Below are 25,633 nucleotides of genomic sequence, written 5' to 3'. Positions count from 1 at the left end.
CTCACCGGTAGCTCTGGACGAGGGCGGTGACGATGAGGCCCCAGCCGTCGACCATGACGAAGAGCAGGAGCTTGAAGGGCAGCGAGATGAGCGCGGGCGGCAGCATCATCATGCCCATCGACATGAGCACGGAGCTGACGACGACGTCGATGACGAGGAACGGCACGAAGATGACGAAGCCGATGATGAACGCCGACTTCAGCTCCGAGAGGACGAAGGCCGGGACCAGCGTCGTCAGCGGCACGTCGTCGACCGTCGCGGGCTTCTCCTCGCCGCTCAGCCTGACCATCGTCGCGAGCTCGGCCGGGCGGGTCTGCTCCCCCATGAACGTCCGCAGCGGCTTGACGGTGCGCTCGATCGCCTGCGACTGGGTGATGTCGCCCTTCATGTAGGGCTGGATGCCCTGGTCGTTCATCTGCGACAGGACCGGCGCCATGATGAAGAGGCTGAGGAAGAGCGCGAGGCCGACGAGGACCTGGTTCGGCGGGATGGTTTGGGTGCCGAGCGCGTTGCGGGTCAGCGACAGCACGACGATCACCTTGGTGAAGGCGGTCGTGAGGATGAGCAGCGCCGGCGCCAGCGACAGCACGGTGAGCAGGACGATGATCGTCACGGTCTGGCTCGGCTGCGTCGCGCCGCCGTCGAGCGTCACCGACACCCCACCGGGGGTGGGCGACGGGCTCGGGCCCGGCGCGGCCGACGCGAGGGCGGCGCCGGGGCCGAACGCCGTGAACAGCACGAGGCCGGTCACGAGCAGCGGGCGCACCCGCCGCAGGAGGGCGAGGGGACTAGGCACGACTCCCCTTGATCGCGCCGACGACGAGGCTCGCGGCGTTCCACGGCCAGCCGGTCGGCACCGGGGCGCCACCGGCCGCGGGGGCCGTGGGCCGGGGCAGGACGGGGCGGCGCGCCGCCGCGTGGCGACCGCCGCGGGTGGCCGGAGCCACGGGGGCGACGGCGACGGGCACGGTGGCCGCCGGGCCGAGGTCGAGGCCGGTCCCGTCGGCCTGCGCCCGCAGCGCGGCGGCGAAGTCCGGCGCGGCGGCGGGGGCGAGCGCGACGGTCGGGGCGGCGACCACGGGGGCCTCCTGCTCCGGCTCGACGACCTCGAGGACCTGCGGGTCGAGCTCGCGCAGGAGGGAGACGTGCTGGTCGGTGACGCCGAGGACGAGCACCTGCTCGCCGACGCGCACGACGTGGAGGGCGGACCCGCGGCCCAGCGCGCGCCGCGACAGCACCTCGACCTGCACCCCGGCACGCGAGCCGACCGCACCCCCGAGACCACGCTTGCGCGCCCAGCGGGCGAGCAGCACGAGGAGGGTGAGGACGACGCCGAGGGAGACGAGCAGCCGCAGCACGACGAGCACGACGGATCCGTCCATCAGGCGCCGAGCCCCAGGGCCGGGTCGGCGCTGATGATCTCGGTGACGCGGACGGCGTACTCGTCGTCGACGACGACGACCTCGCCGCGCGCCATGAGGGTGCCGTTGACGAGGACGTCGACCGGGCTGCCGGCCGGGCGGTCGAGCTCGACGACGGCGCCGGGGGCCATGCCGAGCACCTCGCGCACCGTCATCCGGCTGCGACCGAGCTCGACGCTGATGCCGAGCTCCACCTCGCGCAGCAGGTGCAGGCGGCGGGGGTCGACCGCGGCGGGCACGGCCGGCGCGGCGGGGGGCACGGCACCACCGAGCGGCGGCAGCGCGGGCGCGGCCTCGGCCATCGGGACGGGCGCCTCCTCACCGGTGACGGCGAACGGGTCCTGGGTGTCGGCGATGCTCATGGCGGGTCTCCGGTCGGGTCGAGGGTCAGGGGACGATCTGGACGGCGAGGCGGCGGCCGTGGCTGCCGGGCGTCGCGCGGGCGACGCGGGTGCCACCGGCGGACACGAGGAGCGGCTCCTCGGTGCGGTGGCGCAGGGGGACGACGTCGCCGACGGAGAGGGCGAAGACCTCGGCGGAGGTCAGCGTCACCTCGCGGAAGGAGACGGCGAGGTCGACCTCGACCTGGCCGAGGCGGTCGGTCACGACGCGGCGGACCTGCGCGGCCCGCTCCCCCGCGCCGTCGTCGTCGGCCATCTTGTCGAGGGAGGTGAGCAGCGGGGTGAGGGTGGCGAGCGTGATCGCGACCGTCAGCGGGACCGGCCGCTCGAAGACGAGCAGCTCGAGCTCGACCGTGACGACGGGGTCCGTGGTGCGGGCGACCTGGTGGAAGCGCACCGTCGACTCCAGCCCGGTCAGCGCGACGGGCAGGTCACCGATGACGGTGAACGCGAAGGGCAGCTCGCCGACCATCTGGGCCAGGAGCAGCTCGGCCACGCCGGACTCGATCTCGGTGAGGGGGCGCTCGGGCTGCCCGCCGGTGCCGGAGCCGCCGAGCATGCGGTCGACGAAGCCCATCGCGTCGCCGAGCGAGAGCTGGAGGTGGCCGCCGCCGGGGAGGTTCTCGACCGCGAGCGCGCCGAGCACGCTGGGGCGGGCCATCGACTCGAGGTACTCGCCGTAGGTGCACTGGCCGAGCGCGACCATCTTCGCGGGCACGATCGTGTGCAGGGCGGTCGACAGCACGGTGGAGACGCGCCGCGCCCAGGTCTCGACGACGACCTGGAGGGCCTGCTCGCGCTGTCGCGAGAGGCGGTCCGGGCTCCGGAAGTCGTACGTCTGTGGCTCCACACTCACGGCCTGCCCATCGGCACCCGCCGGGGGGACCTGAGCGCTTCGTGTCGCACGGGGGCAGCAAGGGCCGTTCGGCCGACCCGGTGGGGGACGAGCGCCCGAGTGGGCGGCGTCCCCCGACCGGGGGGCTGCGGGCCGGCTCCCTGTCCGTGCCGGCCCGAAGGCCGAGGGTCAGTGCAGGGTCACTGCATGACCAGCTCCGTCACGTAGACGTCCATCACGTCGCCGTCGTAACGCTTCTTGATCTCCTTCTCGAGCGTCTTGATGGCCGCCTCCTTGGTCTTCGGCTGCAGCATCTGCTCGTAGGTGCGCTGGCCGAGGATGCTGATGGCGGCGTCGCGCGCCTTGGCGCCGTTGACGCCCTCCTTGCCGGCGGCGGCCTGGGCCTCCTCGGTGACCTCGAGCGAGAGGCCCATCTTGAGGTAGCGGCCGTCGGAGAGGTTGAGGGTCAGCGGGTCGAGGTCGACGACGACACCGGGGGTCGGCTCGGGCTTCGGCGCCTCGGCGCCCTCGGCCGACGACGGCTTGAGGAAGAACCAGTACCCACCACCGCCCATGAGCAGGGCCACGACGATGGCGATGAGCATCATCGGCTTCTTCTTCTTCTCCGGCTCGGCCGCGGCGGCCGCGGCGGCGGGGACGGTGGCGGTGCTCATCGGGAGCCTCCTGAGGTGGCGGTGGAGGTGGCGGAGGTGGAGGAGGTGGCGGCCGGCGTCGCGGCGTGGACGACGACGGCGACGCGGCGGTTGCGGGCGCGGCCGGCCTCGGTCGTGTTGCTCGCGAGCGGGCGCTGGTCGGCGTAGCCGGCGGCGGAGAGCTGCTTGCTGCGCACGCCGGAGGCGATGAGGTACTCGAGCACCGTCGTCGCGCGGGAGGTCGAGAGCTCCCAGTTGGAGCGGTAGAAGCTCGCGACCGGCACGTCGTCGGTGTGGCCCTCGACGGTCATCGTGTTCGACAGCTGGCGCAGGGTCGGGGCCATCGCCGTGAGGACCTTGCGGCCCCCGTCGCGCAGCGTCGCCTGGCCCGGGTCGAAGAGGACGCGGTCGGAGACGATGTCGACGACGAGGCCGTCGTCACGCACCTCGAAGTGGGCCGCGTTGGCCATCCCCTGGGCCGCGAGGGCCTTGGTGATCTTCTGCCGGACCGCGGTCAGCTGGTCGCGCGAGGCCTGCTTGGCCTTCTCGTCCACCGGCACGCAGGTCTGCGACTTGCCGGGGGCCGACGCGATGTCACTCGTCACCTGCGGCGCGACCGGGGCGATCGCCTGGATGGCCGAGTCCACCGAGGTGCCGTCGAGGACGCCGTTGGTGTGGTTCGTGATCTGCGGGGCGCCGAACGACTCCTGGAGGCCCGAGGAGAGCTGGAGGAGCTTCTGCTGGTCGACCTGGCTGATCGCGAAGAGGACGATGAACAGGGCCATGAGCAGCGTGATCATGTCGGCGTAGCTGAGGAGCCAGCGCTCGGCGTTCTCGTGACCGCCCTCGTGCTCCTCCTCGTGCCCCTTGCGGCGCTTGCCGCCGGGCCCGGGGCCGCTCACGCCGCGTCCTGCAGCGGGGCGTCGCCGGCGATGACGGCGCGCAGCCGCTTCTCGACGACGCGGGGGCTGGTGCCGGCCTGGATCGACATGATGCCCTCGAGCACCATCTCGAGGTGCAGGGCCTCGGCCTCGCTGATCCGCTTGAGCTTGCTCGAGAGCGGCAGCCACATGACGTTGGCCGTCATGACGCCCCAGAGCGTCGCGACGAAGGCGCCGGCGATGAGGTGGCCGAGCTCCTCGGGGGCGTCGAGGTTGCTCAGGACGTGGATGAGGCCGATGACGGTGCCGATGATGCCGATGGTCGGCGCGTAGCCGCCCATGTCGGCGAAGAACTTGATGCCGAGCTGGTCGGCCTTCTTGCGCGTCTTGATGCGCGCGGCGAGGACGTCGTAGATCTCGTCGGCGTCGGTGCCGTCGACCGTCATCTCCAGGCCCTCGCGCAGGAACGGGTCCTCGGCGCTGCGGGCCTTCTCCTCGAGGGCGAGCAGGCCCTCGCGGCGGGCGATGTCGGCGAGGCCGATGAGCTCGGTCACGGCGTCGGCGCTCTTCGGGGCGGAGGTCGTGAAGGCCTTGACCGTCTGCTTGAGGATCGAGGAGACGTCGGAGAGGAAGCCACCGGCGACGGCGGCGCCGATGCTGCCGAGGAAGACGAGGATGATCGGCGGGATGAGGATGATCGAGGTGGGCGAGGCGCCCTCCATGATCAGCGAGACGATGACCGCCACGAAGACGAGGATGATCCCGCCGATGGTCGCGAGCTCCATGGCTCAGTCCTCCAGGCCGCGGACGGCACGAAGGGCCACACGGCCGGCGCCGGGACGGGACCCGGGCTGGCCGGTGCCGGACTCCTCGGCGGCGTGCAGGACCGAGGCGCGCGACTCGCGCATGATCGAGACGACCTCGTCGAGGGTCTCCTGCACGACGTAGCGCGAGCCGGTGACGAGCAGGACGATGGTGTCCGGGGTCTCGTCGACGCGCTCGACGAGGTCGGGGTTGATCCCGAAGCGCGTGCCGTTGCGGCGGGTGAGGATGATCATGGGGCCGGGTCCGTCCTGGGTGTGCTGGATGCGCCGTCCGTGGCGCGTCGGGGTTCCCATCGGCAGCCGGGCCCAGGACTTGAGGTCCTGGCGGGTACCGACGAGGGGGATCGCGGGGGCCACCGGGCCGTCCGCTGGGTCGTGCGAGGGGTCGTGCGGGAGGTCCTGCGGGAGGTCGTGCGCGGGGCGGGCCGACGGGCACGCCAGCGGGCCCGCCCCCGAGGGGGGCGGGCCCGCCGTGGGACCGTCGGTCATCGACCGGCTCCGGCTCAGCGCTTGAGGTTGACGAGGTCCTGGAGGATCTCGTCGGAGGCGCTGACGACGCGGGAGTTGGCCTGGAAGCCGCGCTGGATCATCACGAGGTTCGTGAACTCCTGCGCGAGGTCGACGTTGCTCATCTCGAGCCGGCCGGCCGCGATGGACCCGCGCCCGCCGGAGCCCGGCACGCCGATGGCCGGCTGGCCGGAGGCGGCGGAGACGCGGTACGAGGTGTCGCCGGCCTTCTCGAGGCCCTCCGGGTTGCCGAAGTACGCGAGGGCGACCATGCCGAGGGACTGGGTGCGCCCGTTGGAGAACGAGCCCGTGATGACGCCGTCGGCGCCCACGCCCCAGCTCTGCAGCTGGCCGGCCGAGGAGCCGTCCTGGCCGCGCAGGGTCGCCGTGCTGGCACCGGCGTACTGCGTGAGCGGCGTGCCGTCGCCGGCGAGGTTGACCGCGACGTCGCCGGGGAAGACGAAGCCCGCGGAGGCGAGCGCGCCGTTGGTCAACGTCACCGTCTCGGGCGTGAAGGCCATCGTCGTGGAGTTCCACGCGAGGTTGGCCGAGCCGACGGTCGCGGTGCTGCCGGCCGAGTTCGTCACCGTGGCGACGGCGGACCACGTGTCCGTGCCGGTCTTGGTGTAGGTCAGCGTGACCGGGATGCTGCGGCCGGTCTGGTCGAAGACGTCGATGCCGTTGACGACGGTCGCGCCGACCGCGGCGTCGGCGGAGAGGTTGCCGCCCGCGTCGACCGCCTGCGTCGGGGTCGGCGCCATGATGAGGCCGGTCGGCACGCGCAGGCCGGTCATCGAGGTGCCGGTGTTGATCTGGCCGTCGACGGCCAGCCAGCCCTGCACGACACCGCCGTTGGGCGAGGTGAGGTTGCCCTGGTCGTCGAGCGAGAAGCCGCCGGAGCGCGTGTACACCTGCGAGCCGGCCTGCTGGACGATGAAGAACCCGTCGCCGGAGATCATCAGGTCGCTCGGGCGGTTGGTCGTCTGGGCGCTGCCCTGGCTGAAGTTCGTCGCGACACCCGCGACCTGGACGCCGAGGCCGACCTGCGCCGGGTTGACGCCGCCGCCGCCGGCGCGCAGCGCCTGGCTGAGGGTGTCCTGGAACTGGGTCTGGCTGGACTTGAAGCCCGCGGTGTTGACGTTGGCGATGTTGTTGCCGATGACGTCCATCGCGGTCTGGTGGCTGCGCATGCCGGTGACGGCGGAGAAGAGCGAACGGAGCATGGTGGGGGTCCTTCGGGGTCGGTGGTGCGAGGTCGGGGCGGCGCGGCTCAGGCCGTGCCGGACTGGCTGACGCGGGAGACGACGGAGAGGGGTACCTCGGCGTCGCCGACGACGAGGAGGGGTCCGGTGGCGTCGAGCTTGACGGCCTGCACCACACCGGACTTGGTGACGCCGTCGGCGGTCCAGCTGACGTCCTTGCCGACGAGGGCGAGGGCGCTCAGGCTGTTCTGGCCGCCGATGATGGCGGCGTTCTGGGACACGAGCTGGTTCATGCTCTCGACCATCTGCATCTGCGCGGTCTGCGCCATGAAGGCCGAGCTGTCGACCGGCTTGCTCGGGTCCTGGTACTTCAGCTGGGCGACGAGCAGCTTGAGGAAGGCGCCGGAGTCGATCGAGTTCTTGCCGGCGTTCGTCGCGGCCGTCGAGCCGGCGGCGGCCGCCTGCCCCGCGGCGGCGGCGCCGGTGGGGATCGTGGTCATCGGGTTCACATCCTCAGGTCGAGTCGGGAGTCGGTGTGCTGGAGGGGTGCCGGCGTCGGAGCCGCGAGCGGTGGCGCCGGGCCGTGGCGGACGGTCACGTGCCCGCTCGTGCGCGGCTGCCGGAGGTCCTGCGCGTCGGCGCCGTTCCGGCCGGGGGTGCTGCCGGAGCCGACGTCGAGGCTGGTGGCCCGCAGGCCGGACTCCTCGAGGCGGGCCTTCAGCTCGGTGAGGCCGTCGCGGAGCGCGTCGCGCGTGCCGGTCTCGGCGGCGGTCAGGTGCATCCGCACCTCGTCGCCGCTCACCGACAGGCGCACGTGCACGGCGCCGAGGCCGTCGGGGTCGAGGCGGATGGTCAGCTCGTGGCTGCCGTCGGCGCCCGTGAGGAGCGGACCCACGGCGGTGAGGACCTGGGTGTGTGCCGGCTGCGGGACGGGAGCGGCGGCCGGGGTGGCCACCGCGGCCGTCGCGCCGGTGACGGGGGACGGCGCCGCGAGGGCGGGAGCCACCACGGTCGGTGTCGGGGTGGTGTCGGGCGTGCTCGCGGCGGCCGTCGTCAGGGCCTCGTGCACCGCGGCGTGGACGGGCGCGGGGACGTCGGTCGCGGCCGGGGCGGGCGCGTCGGCCGCCGTCGCCCCGGTCGTCGGCGCGGGCGCGGCGTCGCCGGTGGCACCCGCCGATGCGGGCGCGCCGGCCGGGGCCGGGGTCGCGGGCGTCGTGGCGGGAGCGCTCGTCGGCGCGGGCGCGGCGTCGCCGGTGGCACCCGCCGATGCGGGCGCGCCGGCCGGGGCCGGGGTCGCGGGCGTCGTGGCGGGAGCGCTCGTCGGGGCCGCCGCGTCGGGGGCGGTGGTGGCGGACCCCGGGGCCGTGGTGGTCGCGGCGTCCGTGGCCGGGACGGTCGCGCCGGAGGTCGCCGTGCCGTCGGTCGTCGTGCCCTGGTCCGGGGCGACCGTGGTCGTCGTGGGCGCCGTGCTCGGGGCGGCGGCGGGAACGACCGGCGTCGCGGGGGCGGCACCGGCCGGGACGGTCGCGGCGTCGACCGCGCCGACGGCGGTGACCGCCGGGGCGTCGACCGGTGCGGGGTTCGCGGCGACGGCCACCGGGGCGCCGGCGACGACGGGGAGGACGACCGCGGGCGGGGTGGCCGGGGCGGGCACGGCCGTCGGCGTGGCCTCGGAGGCGGTGGTGCCGACCGCAGCGGTCGCGGCGGTGTCGGTGGTGTCCGTGGTGTCGGCGGCGGTGGCGACCGGTCGGTCGGCTCCCCCGTCGTCCGGGGTCGTGCGGGCGGCCGGCAGGTCGCCGGCGCGGTCGGCGCCCCGGCCGCGGGCCGGCTTGGTCTCGACGGGCCGTCGCTCGCGCGGGTCGGCCGGATCGACGCGCTCCCCCGCGTGCGAGGGCTCGCCCGTCGCGGGGGCGGCGCCCGACCGGGCCGCGAGGACGGCCGCGAAGCCGTCCTCGGACGCGGCGGGGCGCCCGGGGCGCGCGGCGCCGGGCTGCGGCGCGACGCTCGGCGTGACGACGAGGGACATCAGCTCACTCCCAGGGTGCCGAGGACTCGGCGGACGTACTGCTGGGTCTCCGCGTACGGCGGGATGCCGCCGTAGCGCTGCACGGCACCGGCGCCGGCGTTGTAGGCCGCGACCGCGAGGTCGAGCCGGCCGAAGCGCGAGAGGTCGCGCTTGAGCATCCGGGCCGCGCCGTCGACGGCCTGGGCCGGGTCGAACGGGTCGACCCCGAGGCCGCGCGCGGTCGCCGGCATCAGCTGCATGAGGCCTTGCGCGCCCGCGCCGCTGACCGCCCGGGTGTTGTACCCGCTCTCGGCCTTGGCGACCGCGTCGAGCAGGCCGGCCGGGAGGCCGTAGCGCGCGGTGGCGGCCGAGAACAGCTGCTGCAGACCGGTCGGCGCACCGCTGCCCGAGACCGCCCCCACACCACCGGTCATGGCGGCGACGCCGACACCGGGGACGCCCTCGGCGACCGTCGGGCCGATCCGGCGGATGGCCGACGGGGTCTTGTAGACGTCCTGGACCTTCACGACGTCCCCGCGCTTCGGGGCCGCGATCATCTTGCCGTCGCCGAGGTAGATGGCGATGTGCGTGACCGGGGAGTTGAAGGCGAGCAGGTCGCCGGGCTGGGCGTGGGCGAGGTCGGGGACGGCCGTGCCCTCGCGGGCCTGGTCGGCGGCGACGCGCGGGAGGCGCACGCCGACGTCGCCGTAGGCGCGCTGGACCAGGCCCGAGCAGTCGAGGCCGCTCGGCGAGGTGCCACCCCACACGTAGGGGACGCCGAGGTACTTCTTCGCGGCGGCGACCGCCCGCGAGCCGACGTCGGTGCCGCCCCCGAAGGAGCCGGCCCCGAGGTCCGCGCTGCCGTCGACGCCCTCGAGCGCCGCGCCGTAGACGGAGTCGAAGGAGGACGCGCCCGTGGCGGCCGCCGTCTGGGTGCGGGCGCCGCCGGAGACGGACGCGATGGTGCTCTGGATGGCGGCCATCCGGGCGAGGGCGGCGGCGGGGCCGGAGGTGTCGACGCTCACGCCTCGTCCTCCGTCCGGCGGCCGCGCACCGACTCCTCGGCGGTCTGCTCGTCGGCCGCGAGGACCTCGAGGCGCTGCTCCTCGGCCGCGCGCTCGACGAGCCGCTCGAGACCGGAGGTGCGCGTGCGCGCCTCGGTGAGCAGGGCGCGGGCGCGGTCGGTCTCGCCCTCGGCGAGGGCCTGCTCACGGACGGCGTGGGCCACGCCGTCGGCGCGGCGGGTCTCGGCGGCACGTGTGCCGAGGAAGGTCGCGAGGTCCACGGGCACGCCGACGCCGCAGACCTCGCGCGCGCCGTAGCGGGCGGCGGCCTCGACGGCGGCCTCGGCGGCGCGGCCCTGCGCGGCGGCGGCGCGGGCGAGGTCGCCGCGGCGCTGCTCCTCCTGGATGGTGCGGACACGCAGCACGGTCTTCAGGCGCTCGGTGCGGGTGCTCACAGCGCACCCGCCAGGCTCGAGAGGGCGGCCCAGCTGTCGCGGGCGTCGGTGACGTCGTCGAGGTCCTGGCGCAGGAAGGCGTCGATGGCGCCGCTCTGCGCGAGGGCGCGGTCGACGAGCGGGTTGGTGCCGGCGACGTAGGCGCCGATCTCGACGAGGTCCTTGGCGTCGCGGCGGGCCGCGAGGAGGCTGCGCAGGGTGTCGGCCGCGGCGCGCTGCTGCGGGTCGGTGAGGGCGCGGTTGGCGCGCGAGACCGACTCGAGCACGTCGATGCACGGGTAGTGGCCGGCGGTCGCGAGGCGGCGGTCGAGCACGACGTGGCCGTCGAGGATGGAGCGCACGGCGTCGGCGACCGGGTCGTTCATGTCGTCGCCCTCGACGAGCACGGTGTAGAGACCGGTGATGCTGCCGCGCTCGGCCGTGCCGGCGCGCTCGAGCAGCCGGGGCAGGATGCCGAAGACCGACGGCGGGTAGCCGCGGGTCGTCGGCGGCTCGCCGGCGGCGAGGCCGACCTCGCGCTGCGCCATCGCCACGCGCGTGACGCTGTCCATCGCGAGGAGGACGTCGCGACCCTGGTCGCGGAACCACTCGGCGATGCGGGTCGCGGTGAACGCGGCGTGCAGGCGGACGAGGGCGGGCTCGTCGGAGGTCGCGACGACGACGACGGCGCGGGCCAGGCCCTCGGGGCCGAGGTCGTGCTCGACGAACTCGCGCACCTCGCGGCCGCGCTCGCCGACGAGGGCGAGGACGGTGACCGGGGCGTCGGTGCCGCGGACGATCATCGACAGCAGGCTCGACTTGCCGACGCCGGACCCGGCGAAGATGCCCATGCGCTGGCCGCGGCCGCACGGGATGAGCGTGTCGAAGGCGCGGATGCCGAGGCCGAGCTGGGTGTTGATGCGCTCGCGCGTCATCGCGGGCGGCGGCGTGCCGTCGGTGCCGACCCACTGGACGTCGGTCAGCGCCGGGCCGCCGTCGATCGGCTGGCCGAGCGCGTTGACGACGCGGCCGACGAGGCCGTCGCCGACCGGCACGCGCAGCGGGCCGCCCGTGGCCTCGACGCGGTCGCCGACGCGGACGCCGCGCAGCTCGCCGACCGGCATGCAGCGCGCGGCGCCGTCGTCGAGGGCGACGACCTCGGCGAGGATCGAGCCGCGCTCCCCCACCACGCGCACGGCCTCGCCGACGGCGACGTCGAGGCCGCTGACCTCGAGGCCGACGCCGACGGCGCGCGTGACCCGGCCGGTGACCCGGGGGCGGGCCGCGGCGACGAGCTCGTCGTGGAGGGTCGTGGTCATCGCGCGAGCACCTCGCGGACGCGGGTGAGGGCCGAGGAGAGCTGCGCGTCGACGGTGCGGTCGCCGACGTCGGCGAGGCAGCCGCCGCGCTCGACGGTGGGGTCCGCGACGACCTCGAGGACGGAGGTGGGGGCGAGCGCGCCGAGGTCCTCGGCGGACGCTGCGAGCAGCTCGGCGTCGTCCGGGTTGAGGCGGACGAGGACGGTGCCACCGCGCGGCACCTCGGTGAGCGCCCGGGCCACGGCGTCGCGGGCGGCGCAGCCGTCGACCTCGAGGTGGTGGCCGACGAGCGCCTCGGCGATGTCGACGGCGAGCGCGGCGGCGGTGGTGAGGACGTCGCGGACGGTGAGCCCGGCGACGGCGTCCTCGGCGGCGCGACCGATGCCGGTGAGGGCGGCGGTGACGCGGCGGGCGTGCTCGGCGCGCTCGGCGGCGGCGGCGGCCTCCGCACGCTCGAGCCAGGCGACCTGCTCGGCGGCGGCCTCGCGCCGGCCGGCGGCGATCCCGGCCTCGCGGCCCTCGAGCCACTCGGCGGGGATGCCCACGCCGGCGGGGTCGCCGGCGGGGGCGAGCTGGCGGCCGAAGCTCGCCGGGCGCAGCTCGTCCGCACCGCGCAGGAGGGTCGTGGGACGCAGGTCAGTGGACGAGGTCATCGCTGCCTCCCGCCCGGGACATGACGATCTCGCCGGCCTCCTCGAGGGCACGGATGCCCTTGACGACGGCGGAGCGGGCCTCCTCGACCTGGGCCGTGCGGACCGGGCCGAGCACCTCGACCTCTTCCTGGAGGGCGGCCGCGGAGCGCTCGGACATGTTGCGGAACACCTTGTCCCGCACCGCCGGCGTCGCACCCTTGAGGGCGAGCGCGAGCTCCTTGGCGTCGACCTGGCGCAGGACGAGCTGGATCGTCCGGTCGTCGAGGTCGACGATGTCGGTGAACGCGAACATCTTCGAGCGCAGGTCCTCGGCGAGGGTGGGGTCGCGCTCCTCGATGCCGAGGAGGATGGCGCGCTCGGTCTCGCGCTGCGAGCGGTTCATGATGCCGACGAGCGGGTCGAGGCCGCCGACGGTCACGTGGTCGCGGGCGTCGCCGAGGGTGGCGAGGCTGCGGACGAGGTGGGACTCGACGACCCGGACGACCTCGGGGCTCGTCTTGTCCATCGTCGCGAGGCGGTGGGCGACGTCGGCGCGGACCGCGTCCGGCAGCCCGGAGAGGACGAGCGCGGCCTGCTCGCTCGAGAGGTGCCCGAGGACGAGGGCGATGGTCTGCGGGTGCTCGTCCTCGAGGAAGGGGCGCAGCAGGGCGCCGTCGACCGTGCGCAGCGACGCGAACGGGGCGTGGCTGATGGCGGTCGAGAGCCGCCCGAGGATCTCGCGCGACTGCTCGTGCTCGGCCTTGACGAGCATCTCCTCGGCGATGTCGAAGCCGCCGCGGGTGCGCTGCTTGCTGACCCGCACCATGTCCTGGAACTCGGCGAGGACGGCCTCGCGCGACTCCTCGTCGGCGACGTCCATCGCGGCGACCTCGGCCATGAGGGCCTCGATCTCCTCCGGGCGCAGCGAGCGCAGCACCGGCGCCGACTGGTCCGGGCCGAGCTGGATGAGGAGCAGGGCCGCCTTGCGGAGGCCGCTCATCGGCTGGGCGGTGACGGTCACTTCGCCCCCTCCGAGATCCAGCCGCGCAGCAGGCGGGCCACGTCGTCGGGGTTGTCGCGGGCCATCGACTCGACCGCGCCGGAGCCGGCGGTGACGAGCTGGGTCTCGGCCGGCTCGCGCATCGGCAGGGCCGCGCGGGCCTCGGCCATCTCGAGGACGGCGTCGGCGGGGGCCGGGCCCTCGGGCACGCGGTAGTACTCGAGCTCCTCGGGCTCCGCGTCGCCCTTGCGGCGGCGGCTGCGGAGGAACCCGAAGACGAGGGCCAGGAGGACGAGGAGCGCGAGCCCGCCGGTCTTGGCGAGGTCGATCATGTTCTGCTGCTTGGCGTCCGCGGCGGCGGCCTCAAGCTCCTTCTGCGCCGCGGCGGCGGCGGAGGTGTCGAAGGGCAGCGAGGTGACCTCGACGAGGTCGCCGCGCTTGGGGTCCAGGCCGGCGGCCGCGGTGACGAGGCGGGTGATGTCGTTGGAGCTGACCGAGGCGGAGGCGGCGGAGTCCAGGAGGACCGCGACGGACATCCGCTCGACCTTTCCCGGGGTGCTCTTGACTGACTCCTTGAGGGTGCCGAGCGCGTTGGTCTGGCTGGTCTCGGTCTTCGAGTACGAGCCCGTGCCACCGGTTCCCGTGGTCGTCGTGCCGCCGAGGACACCGCCGGCGGGGGCGCCGGTGCCGGTGTAGGTCTCCTTGGAGGTCTGCAGCTGCGTCGTGGTCTGCGGCTTGGTCGGGATGTAGGTCTCGCGGTCGGTCTGCTGGGCGTCGAAGTTGAGCGTGGCGTCGACGCGGACGACGGCCTTGCCCGGGCCGACGACCTTGTCGAGCATCGACTGGAGGTTGGCGGCGGCGGCGTCCGAGACGGCGCGCTGCTGGGTCTGGCGCGCGTCGGTCCCCCCGGCACCGGTGCCGTTGCCGCCGGCGCTGAGGACCTGGCCGGTGGCGTCCGAGACGGTGACGTCGGCCGCGGCGAGCTTCGGCACGGAGCCGGAGACGAGGTTGACGATCGAGTCGACCGCGCCGGAGGAGAGCGTCTTGCCGGGGGCGGTCTTGACGAGGACCGAGGCGGTCGGCTTCGCCGCGTCGGAGGTGAAGACGTCCTCCTGCGGGACCGCGAGGTGGACGACGGCCGACTGCACGCCGTCGAGCGCCTGGACGGTCTTGGCCAGCTCGCCCTCGAGCGCGCGCTGGTAGGTGACCTTCTGCTGGAAGTCGCTGCTCGTCATGCTCTGCTGGTCCAGCAGCGAGTAGCCGGTCGCGCCCTCGCCGCCGCCGGCCGGCAGGCCCTGGCCCGCGAGCGAGATGCGCTGCTGGTAGACCTGCGCCTGCGGCACGAGGACGGTCTGGCCGCCGTCGGCGAGCTGGTAGGGCGTGCCCGCGTCGGTGAGCGCGGAGGTGACGGCGCCGGCGTCCGAGGCGCTGAGGCCGGTGAACAGGGGCGCGTAGGCCGGCGTGGAGACCCAGCGGACGAAGAAGAAGCCGCCGATCGCGACCCCGAGGACCGCGACCATCGCGACCATCTTCTGGCCGGCCGTGAGGTCGGAGAACATCTTCCCGCCCCGCGCGAGGAGGGCCTTGGGGTCCGGGCCGGTCATACGGGCATCCTCATGATCTCGGTGAAGGCCTCGACGGCCTTGTTGCGGACGGCGACCGTCAGCTGGGTGGCGACGGCCGCCTGGTTGGCGGCGATCGTGTAGTCGTGGACGTCGCTCAGCTGGCCGGTGACGGCCTCGACGGCCTTGGTGTCACTGACCTTCTGGAGCTGGTCGAGCTTCTCGAGGCCCTGCGTGACGGCGTCACCGAAGCCGGTGGCCTGGGGGCCGGCGGGGCGCTGGGTCGCCCCGACGGGGGGCAGCGCACCGAGCGACGAGATCGGGCTGATGCTCATCAGCGGCCCAGCCCGATCGCCTGCTGGTAGGCCGCCTGGGCGCGCTCGACGGTCGCGAGGTTCGCCTGGTAGCCGCGCTGCGACATGATCAGCTGGGTCATCTGCTCGCCGAGGTCGACGTCGGGGGCGCGGACGAAGCCCTGCGCGTCGGCCATCGGGTTGCTCGGGTCGTGGATGAGCCGGCCCTGCGCGGAGGAGAGCTGGATGCCGGCGACGTCCACGCCGGTGCCGTTGCCGCGGGACTGGGCGACGACGTAGCGGGCCTGGAAGGCGTTCTCGCTCGTCGGGCGGACCGTGTTGACGTTGGCGATGTTGTCGGAGATCGCGTCGAGCCAGGTGCGGTGCAGCAGGAGGCCGCTGCCCGCGGTGTTCATCGCACCGAAGAGGGCCATCACGCACCGCCGATCGCGTTGCGCAGGCGCTGGAAGCGGTCGGTCATCGCCTGGACGCCGAGCTGGTAGGACAGGCCGGTCTCGGTGGCGGCGAGGGTCTCCTCGTCGAGGTTGACGTTGTTGCCGTTGAGGCCGGCGGGGTCGGAGGACGCCATCGTGCGGATGGCGGAGGAGCCGGTGTCGCCGCCGGAGGCCCACGCGGAGGCGAGGCTGCTCTCGAAGTCGACGCGCGCGGCGGTGTACCCGGGGGTCTGGAGGTTCGCGATGTTGTCCGCGATCGTGCGCTGGCGCACCGACAGACCGGTGAGCGCCCGGCCCAGAGCACGGAACGTGCTGTCGCCGACGGGGTCGATCATGGTTCTCCTGGAGGCGTCACGCACCATCCGCGAACGGTGGTGCGTCGGGTACGCCGCGCGTCCCTGGCGGCTGACGGCCATCCATGACCGCCTGCCCCATCGGCGTCCCCCCGGGCGACTTGAGGCGCCAACGACGGTGTGGCCGAACGGCCGAGTCACGTTCCGACGCTCGGCCCGACCTCCCCGCTCGGCTTGCGCGGAGCCCCTCCCGGTGCCTACACCGGCTGCGGGGTCAGCGCAGGAAGTCGAGGATCGAGGGCTGGACGACCTTGGCCGTCGCCTGGAGCGCCGCCTGGTAGGCGGTCTGCTGCACGCTGAGGTCGGTCAGCGCCTTCGCGAGGTCGATGCCCTCGACGGTCGACAGCTGCACCGACGCGCGGGTCGCCGCGGTCTCGCTGACGCTGCGGACCGACTCCAGCCGCGTCGTGCGCGACCCGATGATGCTCTGGCTCGTGCGCAGCGTCGAGCTCGCGGCGTCGAGGTCGCTCAGGCCCTGCTCCATCGCCGTCTTGTCGCCGCTGCGCAGCGCGTCGGAGAGCCGCTGCAGGATGCCGGCCCCGGCAGGGTCGCTCGGGTCGGCGAAGAGGGTCGAGAAGGCCTGCGGTCCCACGATGCTGACCTCCAGCCGGTCCGGACCCGTCGTGATGCGGCGCTCGACCGCGGTCGTGTTGCCGAGGTAGGCCCCGTTGCTCGCGTAGGCGTTCTCGGTGTCCTGCGTGCCGGCGAAGACCGCGCGGCCGAGGTAGCGGGTGTTGGCGACGTCGAGCAGGCTCGAGCGCAGCTGGTCGAGCTCGGCGGCCATCGCCGCGCGCTCGTCGGTGCTGTTGGTGTCGTTGGTCCCCGCGAGCACGAGCTGGCGCGCGCGCTGCAGCAGGGGGCCGCTCTGCATGAGGGCGGAGTCCGCGCTGGCCAGCCAGCCGGCGCCGTCGTCCATCGCGCGCTGCAGCTGCTCGTTGCGCAGGCTCTCGGAGCGCAGCGACATCGCGGTCGCGGTGTCGGTCGGCGAGTCCGAGGGCTTGCCGAGGCGCCTGCCCGAGCTGATCTGGTCCTGGGTCGCCTGCAGGCGCGCGAGGCTGGCCTGCAGCGACGAGACGACCTGCTGGCGGGTGGCGCTGGGCGTGACGCGGTTCATCGCGGTGCTCCGGGGACGGGCGAGGCGCTGGACATGGTCATCGTGCCATCTGCATGAGCGTGTTGAGCGTCTCGTCGACCGCGCTGATGAAGCGCGCGGCCGCCTCGTAGGCGTGCTGGAAGCCCATGAGCGAGACCATCTCCTCGTCCACGCTGACGCTCGAGACCCCGAGCCGCGCCGACTCGGCCTGGCCGGCGAGCGCCGTCTGGACGTCGGCCCGCCGCGAGGCACCCTGCACCTGGACGCCGATGGAGACGACGAGGTCGCGGTAGGTGGCGTCGGGGCCGGACTGCAGCTCCGAGAGGGCGGACATCCCGTCGGCGTTCTTGCCGTCGCTGGCCGGCGGCGGCGCCGAGGAGGCGGCCACCCCCGCCGCGGTGAGCGGCGCGAGGCGCAGCGACGCCGCGGAGGTGCCGGCGAAGAACGGGGACCCGGTCGCGCCGGTGGCGTCGTACCCGGCGGCCTGCTGGGCGTTGACCGTGCTCGCGAGCGAGGCGGCGACGGCGTCGAGGCGCGACATGACGGTCGGGATCGTGCTGTCCAGCGTCGTGAGCATCCCGCCGATCTCGCCGGCGCCGACCGTGGCCGGGGTGCCGCTGGCCGCCCAGACGACCGACACAGGGCTCGCGCCACCGGGGCCGGTGGACGGGCCGGACACGGCGAGGCTGCTGACGTGCGCGCCGGACACGAGCACCGAGCCGCCGACCGTCAGCGTCATCGTGCCGTCCTCCATCGGCTGCGCGATGGCGCCGACGACGTCGCCGAGCTGGCCGATGAGCTGGCCGCGGCGGTCCTCGAGCTCGGAGGTGTTGACGCCCGCGACCTTGGACGCGCGGATGGCGTCGTTGAGGTCACCCACGTCCTGGGCCAGGCGGTTCACGCGGTCGACCGAGGAGTTGAGCGCCTCACGGGTGCCGCCCCACTGGGTCGAGAGCCGGCCGGCGAGCTCGCGGAACTGGGAGGCGAGGCGGCCGCCCTCCTCGAGCACGCTCGTGCGGGCCGCGCTGCTCGTCGGGTCGGTCGCGAGGTCGCCCCACGTGCTCCAGAACTCGGCCATGCCGGCCTGCAGCCCGGTGTCGCCCGGCTCGCCGAAGGCCGACTCGACCATCGAGTAGCCGTTGGCGACCTGGGTGGCGGCGGTCGCGGCGCCGCGGGTCTGCTGCGCACGGACCTCGAGGAGCTGGTCCTGGATGCGGGTCGTGCCGAGCACGACGACGCCCTCGCCGATCGCCGGGATGCGCCCGAACATCGACGGCACGTCGGTGCTCGACGCCGCCGCCTGGTCGATGCGCTGACGGGTGTAGCCGGGCGTGTTGACGTTGCTGATGTTCTGGCCGGCGATCTCGAGGCCGCGCTGGGCGGCCTGGAGGGCGCTCAGGCCCATGCCGAGGGAGGAGGCGCTGGACATCTCAGGCCCTCGCGTCGACGTAGGCCGGCGTCTGCCGGACGGGGGTGGTGTGCGGGCGGCGCTCGTCGGCGCCGAGGGCACGGACCGTGGCGGCCATCCGCTCGCCGATCTCGGCCTCGAGCGCGCGCGTGCGCTCGAGCGCGGCGGTGACGCGAGGGGCGAGGCGCTCCGGCAGCGGGCCGGTGGTGCGCGGCGAGCGGCCGAGCACCTCCGCGAGGTCGACGAGGTCCCCCGAGCGCACGGCGTGCTCGGCGCGCGCGAGGTCGCCCTCGACCGCGTCGAGCGCGTCGTCCCAGGAGAGGTCGGCGACGGTCACGACGCCTCCGCGGTGGCCGAGACGGTCGTGAAGGCCTCGCGCAGCGGCTCGACGAGCTCGAGCACCTCGGTGACGAGCTCGTGGGACTTCGTCGCGTTGGCCCGGACGAGGCGCTCGACCACGTAGTCGTAGAGCGCGGCCAGGCCGCGACCCTCGGGCCACATCTCGAGGTCGAGCGAGGTCGAGAGCTCGGTGACGACGTCCTGCGCGTGCCGCAGGGCGTGGTGCGAGCCCTGGATGTCGCGCTTCTCGATGGCGATGGTCGCGAGGTGCAGGTCCTTGACGAGCCGGTCGAAGAGCAGCACGACGAGGCGGCTCGGGGAGGCCGTCGTCACGGAGTCGCTCTGGTAGAGGCGGCGCAGGGTGGCGGTGGTGGTCACGTCGTCGTCTCCTGGCTCAGTTCGAGCTCGAGTTGGTCGGGAGGGTCTTGAGCTGGCCGGTCAGCCAGTCGCCCTGGGACTTGACGGTCCCGAGGAGGGACTCCAGGGCGGCGTACTGCCGCTTGAGGGTGTCCTCGCGCAGCGACATCCGCGTCTCGAAGGACGCGATCTGGTTCGTGTAGTCGCGGATCCGGCCCTGCTCTGACTTCACCGCGTTGGTGATCGAGCCCTTGAGCGGGTCGGCGGCCTGCTGGGCGACGTCGGCGATGGTCGACGCCATCGTCGTGAGGTTGGCCGTCACCTTGGCCGGGTCCTTGGCGTAGGCGGCGAGGAAGGCCGTCTTGTCCAGGGCGATCTTGCCGTCGCGCCCGACGGTGATGCCGGCGGCGGAGGGCTGCGAGGCCGAGCCGCCGACGGCGGCGTCGGTGACCCGCCGCACGATGTTCTGGGTCAGCGAGTTGCCCAGCAGCACACCGGCGGTCTTGGTGTCGCCGTTGAAGCCCGAGCGCGCGCCGATGAACGAGATGGCGGCGTTCGCCGCGTCGACGAGGGCCTGCATCTTGTCGGCGATGCCGGAGGAGTCGCCGGCGACGGTGACGGTGACCGGGGTCGTCGGGTCGGCCTTGGTCGCCGTGATGGTCGTCCCCGGCAGCAGTCCGGTGACGTCCTTGCTCGCCGAGCGGACGTCGAAGGCGCCCGGGCCGGTGCCGACGCGCAGCACGGTGTCGGTCGGCGTCTGCAGCTCGACGAGGTCGCCGAGGCCGCTCGTCCCGAACGCGCCGGCCGAGACCATCACGTCGGACGCGGCGCCGGTGGTCGCGGAGGTGAGCTGGAGCTTGTAGGCGGCGTCGCCGACCTTGACGGTCGTTCCGGACAGCCCGAGCGACGAGGAGGTCGCGGCCGAGGCGACCTGGGCGATGGTCGACCCGGCCGCGAGGCCGAGGTCCGCGAGGGTCGCGGTGCCGGCCCGCAGGCCGCCCGCGAGCGAGAGCTGCACGGAGTCCGTGCCCGCGCCGGCAAGGGTGACGGTGGAGCCGGGGCCGAGGTCGGTGAGCGTCGTCGCGACGCCGTCGAGCTCGACGACGCCGTCGGTGCCGTGGGCGGTCGTGGTCGTGTCGGTGAGGCCGAGCGCGGGGTCGGCGGAGACGACCTGCAGCGAGGCGGCGCTGCCCTCGCGGGTGGTGGCCAGGCGCAGCGCGCCGTCGTCGCCGGCGGTCGCGGTGAGGCCACCGCCGGCCGCGCGGGTCACCTCGGCCGCGAGTGCCGCAGGGGTGTAGACGCCGGCGGCCAGGCTGATGCTCTGGGGACCCGAGCCGAGGTCGACGACGAGCTGGGCGCCGGAACCGATGGTCACGGTCGAGCCGAGCGGGACGCCGGAGAGCGTGGCGCCGCCGGAGGCCTGGGTCACCTTGACGGTGTGGGACCCGGCCGCGAGCGTCGTGCCGGAGAGGAGGGCCGAGGCGCCGAGCGCGGCGAGGCCCTTGGCGGCGACGACCGGGCCGGAGGTGACGGCGGTCGAGGTCGAGGCGACCGAGCCCTTCGAGACCGCGGACCCGGCGGAGGCGACGCTCGACACCGTGAAGGTCGTGGTCCCCGGCAGGGCCGTGCCGTCGGTGACGACGGAGACGGCGCTGGGGGCGGAGGAGGTGGAGGTCGTGGTCGTCCAGCCCGAGGTCTTGAGGAGCGGGTCGGGGACGAAGAACTTCGCGGCGTCGCGGAGCGACAGCATCTGCGTGTTGAGCGACTGGAGGACGCTGACCATCGTCTGGCTGGCGGTCTTACCCTTGGTGAGGCCCGCGCCGGACTGCCGCTCGACGGTCATCAGCTGGCTGATGATCTGCGTCGTGTTGAGGCCGGAGATCAGCCCGTCGACTCCCGGCATGGTCCTGCTCCTTCCTCGCTGCTGGCGGTGACCGTGCGCCCGGGTCCGTGCGAGAGCCGGACCCGGGCGACGGTGTCAGTCAGTGCTCAGGCTCAGCCGAGGAGCTTGAGGACGGACTGCGGGGCGCTGTTCGCCTGGGCGAGCATCGAGACGCCGGCCTGGGAGAGGATCTGGCTCCGGCTGAAGGAGCTCATCTCCTTCGCCATGTCGGTGTCACGGATGCGCGACTCGGCGGCGGCCGCGTTCTCCGACGCGACGCTCAGGCTGTTGATGGTGTGCTGCAGACGGTTCTGCACCGCACCGAGGTCGGCCCGGTTGCCCGAGACGGTCTTGATCGCGGTGTCGATCGCGGTCAGGGCGGTCGCCGCGCCGGCCGCGGTCGAGACGTCCAGGGAGCCGGTGCCGAGGGTGGTCGTGTCCGCCTTGTCGAACGTGACGTCGACGGTCTGGCCGCTGTTGGCGCCGATCTGGAAGGTGAACGTGCCCGTGGTGCCACCCGTGCCGTCGAGCAGGTTCTGCCCGTTGAACTGCGTGGTGTTGGCGATGCGGTCGAGCTCCTCGTTGAGGGCCGTCACCTCGCTCTGGATGGCGGCGCGGTCGTCCGCGGTGTTCGTGTCGTTGCCCGACTGGACCGCCAGCTGACGCATGCGCTGGAGGATCGAGTGCGTCTCGTTGAGCGCACCCTCAGCCGTCTGGACGAGGGAGATCGCGTCCTGGGCGTTGGACGTGGCCTGGGAGAGGCCGTTGGTCTGGGCGCGCAGCTTCTCGCTGATCGCCAGGCCGGCGGCGTCGTCCGCGGCGCGGTTGATGCGCAGACCCGAGGACAGGCGCTCGAGGCTGGTGTTCATCGAGCTCTGGGTGGAGCTGAGGTGCCGGTAGGTGTTCAGAGCGGCGACGTTGGTGTTGACCTGCAGACCCATGATGTTTCCTCCTTGGATGGGGTCTCGGACCGCCGTCCGTGGCGATCCGTGCCGCTCCCAGTCGGGGCGGCACACCCCTCATCGGCGGCGCCGTGAGGGACTTGAGGGCCCCGGCGAACTTTTTCCGCCGGGGCCGTTCAGGGGTGGTCGCGGGCGGTCAGCCCGCGAACCGGACGCCGGCCGAGCGGCCGGCGAGGGAGCCCCGCTGCGCCATGGAGGCGCGCTGGGCGATGTCGGCGTAGTAGCCCGCGCGGCGGCGGGCGGCGGCGGTCGTCGCGGCGGCCGCGGCGGCGGGTCGCTCCTCGCCGTGCGTGGCGCGCATCCCGTCGCGGAGCATCCCGAGGGCCTCCGTGCGCAGCTGCGAGACACGGGACTCGGTCACCCCGAGCTCCTCGGCGACGTCCTTGAGGAGCCGGTCCTCGAAGAACGTGGCCTGGACGACGATGCGCAGCCGCTCGGGCAGCGCGGCGACCGCGGCCGAGAGGTAGCTCTCGCGCTCGCGCTGGACCACGACGTCCTCGGGGGTGCGCTCGTCACGCGGCAGGGCGGCGTCCGCGACGCCGGCGTCGACGAGCGAGTCGAGGCGCACGACGACCGAGCGGTGCACGGCCTCGGAGACCTGGCGGACCGCGTCGACGCCGACGCCGAGGCGGTCGGCGAGCTCGCGCTCGCCCGGCTCGCGGCCCAGCTCGGAGGTCATCGCGCCCCGGACGGCGTCGAGCTCGCGGGCCCGGGTCCGGACCGAGCGCGTCGCCCAGTCCATCGAGCGCAGCTCGTCGAGGAGGGCCCCCTTGATGCGGGTCGCCGCGTAGCGGCCGAACGGCACGCCCCGGCTCGCGTCGAACGACTCGGCGGCCGACGCGAGGGCGAAGAGGCCGGCCGACGTCAGGTCGTCGGTCGCCACGTGGGAGGGGAGGCGGGCGCTGAGGGCGCGCACCTCGTAGGTGACGATCGGGAGGTGCTCGCGGCAGAGCGCGTCCACGTCGTGACGGGGGGCCGCAGGGGAGGCCGTGGTGGTCATGGGTCCAGATTCCCGACGCGCGGCCGCCGCCGCCAGCGGTAGGAGGCTCCGGGGCCGACTTCGATCCCTTCGGCCACCGGGGGCGTCTCCGACCGGTCAACCGGGGTCGTCCGAACGGCCGGTTGTCGTGCCGATCCGCGCCTGCGCCACGCGTGCGCGCGCGCGTGGCAGACTGGCTGGACGACCCAGGGCGGGATCCGTGCCGCGGAGCCGCTCAAGTCCGCCCCGCCCGACCCGATGAGGACACCGTGCCCGACAGCCAGACCGACATCGCCGCCGCCTGCGCGGACCTGTCCGAGTCGCTGTGGCGCACCCGCGAGCTGCTCGACGTGCTCGCCTACCGCATCGAGGTGCAGCGGGCCCTCGTCGAGACCGCGCGCTCCGGCTGGCTCGCCCGCTCCACCCGGGAGGTCGACGACACGATCGCGACGATCCGCTCCTCGGAGCTCGCGCGCTCGGTCGACCTCCTCCCCCTGACCGAGGCCCTCGGGCTCTCGCCGCAGGCCAGCCTGCGCGAGCTGGCCGAGGCCGTGCCCGCGCCCTGGGACCAGGTGCTCGCCGAGCACCGGCACGCCCTGGGCGAGGCCACCGCCGCGCTCCTCCAGGCGGCCCTCGCCAACCGCGAGCTGCTCGCCTCGAGCGCACAGGCCATCGAGGAGGCGCTCTCGCGCTTCCACGGGGCCGGGGCCGGCTCCACCTACACCGCCACCGGACGGCGTGACCGGGACACCGCCGGCCGCCTCTTCGACGAGACCACGTGAGGGACCGGATGACCCAGCAGACCCAGGAGGCGGACCTCGACGTCCGTCGGATCCACCTGCCCGAGGGCCTCGTGGGCTTCCCCGCCACCGAGTACGAGGTGCGGGCGGTCGCCACCGGGCTGTTCGACCTCGCGCCCGTCGGGGACGCCGGCCCGAGCTTCGTCACCGCCGACGCGGCCGCGTTCTTCCCCGACTACCACCCCGAGATCGACGACGCGACGGCCGACCGGCTGCACCTGACCACCGCCGAGGACGCCCTCGTCCTCGTCGTCGTGACGATCGCCGAGGACATCACCCGCTCGACGGCCAACCTCCTCGCCCCCCTCGTCGTCAACACCCGCACCTCCGACGCCGAGCAGGTCGTCCTCACCGGGCAGGACCTCCCCCTCCGGGCGCCCCTGGTGGCCGCATGACCGGCGCCGGGATGCTCGGCCGGGGGGTGCTCGCGTGCTCGTCCTGAGCCGACGCCCCCACGAGGCCATCCGGATCCGGCACGACATCGTCGTGACGGTCCTCGAGATCAGCGGCGACAAGGTGCGCCTCGGGATCGAGGCGCCGGGTGACGTCCAGATCCACCGCGAGGAGATCTACCTCGCGGTGCGCGCGGCCAACGAGGAGGCCACGGCCCGCCCCGGCGCCGCCGGTGACCTCGCGCGCGCGCTCGGCAGCGGGGCCCCCGCTCCCGCACCGCGTGGCTCGGGCTCTCCGCAGGCTCCCGCGCGGCCGGCCGGGCCCACCCCGGCGGCCCCCGGACGGCCGGCCCCGCGCCCGCCCGCCGGCCCCCGCGACGCCTGACCCCTCCCCCACCGTCAGCTGCGTGCTACACCGCGGTACGTGTCGTCAGGACGACGGTTACTGCGGTGTAGCGCGCACCGGGGAGGGTCAGAGGCGGCCGTCGGCCAGCCGCTGGAAGGGCTTGCGTGTCGAGGACGTGACCTTGACGATGGACTGCCCGTCGGCGCTCGTGCCGATCGCGCCGTCGACGACCGTGTGGTCCACCTCGGCGGGGTCGGCGCGGTAGAAGGACGCGAGGAAGGTCAGCGCCTCCTCCGCGCCGAGGTCGGTCTCGGAGTGCCGCGACGTGATGGTCATCGCCCGCGCGAGCGAGCCGACCCCCTGCGCCCGGGCGGCGGCCGCCGCCGCCAGGATGATCTCCTGCTGGTGGCGGGAGCGGCCGAAGTCGCCGTCCGGCAGCGACTTCCGCTCGCGCGCGTAGGCGAGGACGGTGTTGCCGTCGGCCTTCTGCCGGCCCTTCTCGACGTCCAGCAGCCCGAGGAAGGTGAAGCTGCGGGCGATCGTCAGCGGCAGCCCGCCCGCGTCGTCGACGATCTTGCGGAACCCGGAGAACCCCGTGACGACGTAGCCCTCGATCGGCAGGCCGCTCAGGGACTCGACCGTCCGCACCTGCGCCCGGCCCCCGCCGTAGGCGAAGGCGGCGTTGATCTTCGAGGTGCCGCCGGTCGACAGGGGCACGTAGAGGTCGCGGGGGATGCCGACGACCCCCGCGCCACCCTTGCCGTCAACCCCGACGACCTGCAGCGTGTCGGCCCGGGACCCCTTGAGGTTCGTCGAGCGCGCGTCGCTGCCCATGACGAGGACGAAGCGCGGCCCCTTGCCGAGGGAGGCCCCCTTGTCGAGCGAGGGCCACCATCCACCGACGACCTTCCAGCGCGGACCGACGGCGAGCGTCACGTCGTCGCCCGAGGTGACGACCGCGACCTTCTCCTTGCCCCACGTGCCGAGCGAGGCCTTCGCCTCGACCCCGGTGCAGCCCGCGTAGACGGCGGCCACCGCCTTGGTCAGGGCGGCGTCGGCTCCCTCGACCGTGACGGCGGCCTCCGTCGGGCTCGGCGTCGGCGAGGCGCTCGTCGGTGCGGGGGCGGTCGAGGAGGTGGTCGGCGCGGGGTCGCCGGTGCACCCGGCGAGCAGCAGCGCGACGGTGGCGACGGCGACCGGGCGCAGGGACGCGGCCGGGGAGCGACGGGACGCGGAGGACATGGGCAGGAGGGTAGGCCCCCACCCCGCGCGGTCCGGGACCGGGCTCAGGCGT

31 protein-coding genes are annotated in these 25,633 nt (G+C 74.3%); 3 read left to right on the top strand and 28 right to left on the bottom strand.

The window, feature by feature from the left end:
• Window position 1: 1 nt before the first annotated feature.
• From fliP to KMZ30_RS04995, 27 genes are all read right to left on the bottom strand, one after another.
• The gene (gene fliP, locus KMZ30_RS05125) at window positions 2–796 is read right to left on the bottom strand and encodes a flagellar type III secretion system pore protein FliP (protein WP_308279643.1); all 795 of its coding nucleotides are present in this window, start codon (window positions 794–796) and stop codon (window positions 2–4) included.
• Window positions 789–1,382: a flagellar biosynthetic protein FliO gene (locus KMZ30_RS05120; protein ID WP_215512290.1), complete on the bottom strand. Its 594-nt coding sequence runs from the start codon at window positions 1,380–1,382 to the stop codon at window positions 789–791. The genes fliP and KMZ30_RS05120 overlap by 8 nt, the downstream gene beginning before the upstream one ends.
• Window positions 1,382–1,783: a flagellar motor switch protein FliN gene (fliN, locus tag KMZ30_RS05115; RefSeq protein WP_215519880.1), complete on the bottom strand. Its 402-nt coding sequence runs from the start codon at window positions 1,781–1,783 to the stop codon at window positions 1,382–1,384. Before fliN ends, KMZ30_RS05120 begins: the two co-directional genes overlap by 1 nt.
• 25 nt (window positions 1,784–1,808) lie before the next feature.
• Entirely contained in the window at window positions 1,809–2,672 is an 864-nt protein-coding gene (locus KMZ30_RS22250) for a flagellar motor switch protein FliM (protein ID WP_215519879.1), read from the bottom strand.
• A 185-nt stretch (window positions 2,673–2,857) separates the two neighbouring features.
• The gene (locus KMZ30_RS05105; RefSeq protein WP_215512287.1) at window positions 2,858–3,331 is read right to left on the bottom strand and encodes a flagellar basal body-associated FliL family protein; all 474 of its coding nucleotides are present in this window, start codon (window positions 3,329–3,331) and stop codon (window positions 2,858–2,860) included.
• Entirely contained in the window at window positions 3,328–4,212 is an 885-nt protein-coding gene (locus tag KMZ30_RS22245) for a flagellar motor protein MotB (RefSeq protein ID WP_215512286.1), read from the bottom strand. The genes KMZ30_RS05105 and KMZ30_RS22245 overlap by 4 nt, the downstream gene beginning before the upstream one ends.
• Entirely contained in the window at window positions 4,209–4,976 is a 768-nt protein-coding gene (locus KMZ30_RS05095; protein ID WP_215512285.1) for a motility protein A, read from the bottom strand. Before KMZ30_RS05095 ends, KMZ30_RS22245 begins: the two co-directional genes overlap by 4 nt.
• Window positions 4,977–4,979: 3 nt before the next feature.
• Entirely contained in the window at window positions 4,980–5,504 is a 525-nt protein-coding gene (locus KMZ30_RS21475; RefSeq protein ID WP_226902028.1) for a flagellar FlbD family protein, read from the bottom strand.
• Between the two features lie 14 nt (window positions 5,505–5,518).
• Window positions 5,519–6,745 carry a flagellar hook protein FlgE gene (locus KMZ30_RS05085; RefSeq protein WP_215512284.1) on the bottom strand — a complete coding sequence of 409 codons (1,227 nt, stop codon included), beginning with the start codon at window positions 6,743–6,745 and terminating at the stop codon, window positions 5,519–5,521.
• A 47-nt stretch (window positions 6,746–6,792) separates the two neighbouring features.
• Complete coding sequence (locus tag KMZ30_RS05080; protein ID WP_215512283.1) at window positions 6,793–7,224, bottom strand: flagellar hook assembly protein FlgD; 432 nt, start codon at window positions 7,222–7,224, stop codon at window positions 6,793–6,795.
• Window positions 7,225–7,229: 5 nt separating this feature from the next.
• Complete coding sequence (locus tag KMZ30_RS05075) at window positions 7,230–8,750, bottom strand: flagellar hook-length control protein FliK (protein ID WP_215512282.1); 1,521 nt, start codon at window positions 8,748–8,750, stop codon at window positions 7,230–7,232.
• Complete coding sequence (locus KMZ30_RS05070; protein WP_215512281.1) at window positions 8,750–9,754, bottom strand: transglycosylase SLT domain-containing protein; 1,005 nt, start codon at window positions 9,752–9,754, stop codon at window positions 8,750–8,752. Before KMZ30_RS05070 ends, KMZ30_RS05075 begins: the two co-directional genes overlap by 1 nt.
• Window positions 9,751–10,188 (bottom strand): hypothetical protein, encoded by a 438-nt coding sequence (locus tag KMZ30_RS05065; protein WP_215512280.1) that lies wholly within the window; start codon window positions 10,186–10,188, stop codon window positions 9,751–9,753. The genes KMZ30_RS05070 and KMZ30_RS05065 overlap by 4 nt, the downstream gene beginning before the upstream one ends.
• Window positions 10,185–11,486, bottom strand: coding sequence for a FliI/YscN family ATPase (locus tag KMZ30_RS05060; protein WP_215512279.1), 1,302 nt, complete (start codon window positions 11,484–11,486; stop codon window positions 10,185–10,187). Before KMZ30_RS05060 ends, KMZ30_RS05065 begins: the two co-directional genes overlap by 4 nt.
• Window positions 11,483–12,139: a FliH/SctL family protein gene (locus KMZ30_RS05055; protein WP_215512278.1), complete on the bottom strand. Its 657-nt coding sequence runs from the start codon at window positions 12,137–12,139 to the stop codon at window positions 11,483–11,485. The genes KMZ30_RS05060 and KMZ30_RS05055 overlap by 4 nt, the downstream gene beginning before the upstream one ends.
• Window positions 12,123–13,139 carry a flagellar motor switch protein FliG gene (fliG, locus tag KMZ30_RS05050; RefSeq protein WP_308279641.1) on the bottom strand — a complete coding sequence of 339 codons (1,017 nt, stop codon included), beginning with the start codon at window positions 13,137–13,139 and terminating at the stop codon, window positions 12,123–12,125. The genes KMZ30_RS05055 and fliG overlap by 17 nt, the downstream gene beginning before the upstream one ends.
• Complete coding sequence (fliF, locus tag KMZ30_RS05045; protein WP_215512277.1) at window positions 13,136–14,722, bottom strand: flagellar basal-body MS-ring/collar protein FliF; 1,587 nt, start codon at window positions 14,720–14,722, stop codon at window positions 13,136–13,138. The genes fliG and fliF overlap by 4 nt, the downstream gene beginning before the upstream one ends.
• Window positions 14,719–15,015, bottom strand: a complete 297-nt coding sequence (fliE, locus tag KMZ30_RS05040) for a flagellar hook-basal body complex protein FliE (RefSeq protein ID WP_215512276.1) — start codon at window positions 15,013–15,015, stop codon at window positions 14,719–14,721. The genes fliF and fliE overlap by 4 nt, the downstream gene beginning before the upstream one ends.
• Window positions 15,015–15,407, bottom strand: coding sequence for a flagellar basal body rod protein FlgC (locus KMZ30_RS05035; RefSeq protein WP_030528531.1), 393 nt, complete (start codon window positions 15,405–15,407; stop codon window positions 15,015–15,017). Before KMZ30_RS05035 ends, fliE begins: the two co-directional genes overlap by 1 nt.
• Window positions 15,407–15,763, bottom strand: coding sequence for a flagellar basal body rod protein FlgB (locus tag KMZ30_RS05030; RefSeq protein WP_215512275.1), 357 nt, complete (start codon window positions 15,761–15,763; stop codon window positions 15,407–15,409). The genes KMZ30_RS05035 and KMZ30_RS05030 overlap by 1 nt, the downstream gene beginning before the upstream one ends.
• Before the next feature lie 232 nt (window positions 15,764–15,995).
• Window positions 15,996–16,895 carry a flagellar hook-associated protein FlgL gene (gene flgL / locus KMZ30_RS05025; protein WP_215512274.1) on the bottom strand — a complete coding sequence of 300 codons (900 nt, stop codon included), beginning with the start codon at window positions 16,893–16,895 and terminating at the stop codon, window positions 15,996–15,998.
• A 37-nt stretch (window positions 16,896–16,932) separates the two neighbouring features.
• Window positions 16,933–18,303, bottom strand: a complete 1,371-nt coding sequence (flgK, locus tag KMZ30_RS05020) for a flagellar hook-associated protein FlgK (protein ID WP_215512273.1) — start codon at window positions 18,301–18,303, stop codon at window positions 16,933–16,935.
• A 1-nt stretch (window position 18,304) separates the two neighbouring features.
• A complete protein-coding gene (locus KMZ30_RS05015) occupies window positions 18,305–18,619 on the bottom strand; it encodes a hypothetical protein (RefSeq protein WP_215512272.1) in 315 nt (104 codons plus the stop codon).
• On the bottom strand, window positions 18,616–18,999 hold the full coding sequence (gene fliS, locus KMZ30_RS05010) for a flagellar export chaperone FliS (RefSeq protein ID WP_215512271.1): 384 nt from the start codon (window positions 18,997–18,999) through the stop codon (window positions 18,616–18,618). Before fliS ends, KMZ30_RS05015 begins: the two co-directional genes overlap by 4 nt.
• A 16-nt stretch (window positions 19,000–19,015) precedes the next feature.
• On the bottom strand, window positions 19,016–20,881 hold the full coding sequence (gene fliD, locus KMZ30_RS05005) for a flagellar filament capping protein FliD (RefSeq protein WP_215512270.1): 1,866 nt from the start codon (window positions 20,879–20,881) through the stop codon (window positions 19,016–19,018).
• Between the two features lie 92 nt (window positions 20,882–20,973).
• Entirely contained in the window at window positions 20,974–21,801 is an 828-nt protein-coding gene (locus tag KMZ30_RS05000; RefSeq protein ID WP_215512269.1) for a flagellin N-terminal helical domain-containing protein, read from the bottom strand.
• Window positions 21,802–21,958: 157 nt separating this feature from the next.
• Complete coding sequence (locus KMZ30_RS04995) at window positions 21,959–22,822, bottom strand: sigma-70 family RNA polymerase sigma factor (RefSeq protein ID WP_215512268.1); 864 nt, start codon at window positions 22,820–22,822, stop codon at window positions 21,959–21,961.
• Window positions 22,823–23,070: 248 nt separating this feature from the next.
• On the opposite strand from KMZ30_RS04995, the gene flgN reads away from it, so the two are divergent.
• Genes flgN through csrA form a run of 3 tightly spaced genes read left to right on the top strand, consistent with a single transcriptional unit; the run spans window position 23,071 to window position 24,378 of the window.
• Window positions 23,071–23,583, top strand: coding sequence for a flagellar export chaperone FlgN (gene flgN, locus KMZ30_RS04990; protein WP_215512267.1), 513 nt, complete (start codon window positions 23,071–23,073; stop codon window positions 23,581–23,583).
• An 8-nt stretch (window positions 23,584–23,591) separates the two neighbouring features.
• A complete protein-coding gene (fliW, locus tag KMZ30_RS04985) occupies window positions 23,592–23,996 on the top strand; it encodes a flagellar assembly protein FliW (protein ID WP_215512266.1) in 405 nt (134 codons plus the stop codon).
• 34 nt (window positions 23,997–24,030) lie between these two features.
• Complete coding sequence (csrA, locus tag KMZ30_RS04980; RefSeq protein WP_215512265.1) at window positions 24,031–24,378, top strand: carbon storage regulator CsrA; 348 nt, start codon at window positions 24,031–24,033, stop codon at window positions 24,376–24,378.
• Window positions 24,379–24,465: 87 nt separating this feature from the next.
• Here the strand turns inward: csrA and KMZ30_RS04975 are convergent, their stop codons facing one another.
• Window positions 24,466–25,581 (bottom strand): LCP family glycopolymer transferase, encoded by a 1,116-nt coding sequence (locus KMZ30_RS04975; protein ID WP_215512264.1) that lies wholly within the window; start codon window positions 25,579–25,581, stop codon window positions 24,466–24,468.
• Window positions 25,582–25,633 lie beyond the last annotated feature (52 nt).

Source organism: Phycicoccus mangrovi, assembly GCF_018729305.1.
GTDB classification, from domain to species: domain Bacteria; phylum Actinomycetota; class Actinomycetes; order Actinomycetales; family Dermatophilaceae; genus Phycicoccus; species Phycicoccus jejuensis.
The sequence above is the reverse complement of the archived record's forward strand: the minus strand, read 5'-3'. Positions and strand labels throughout refer to the sequence as shown.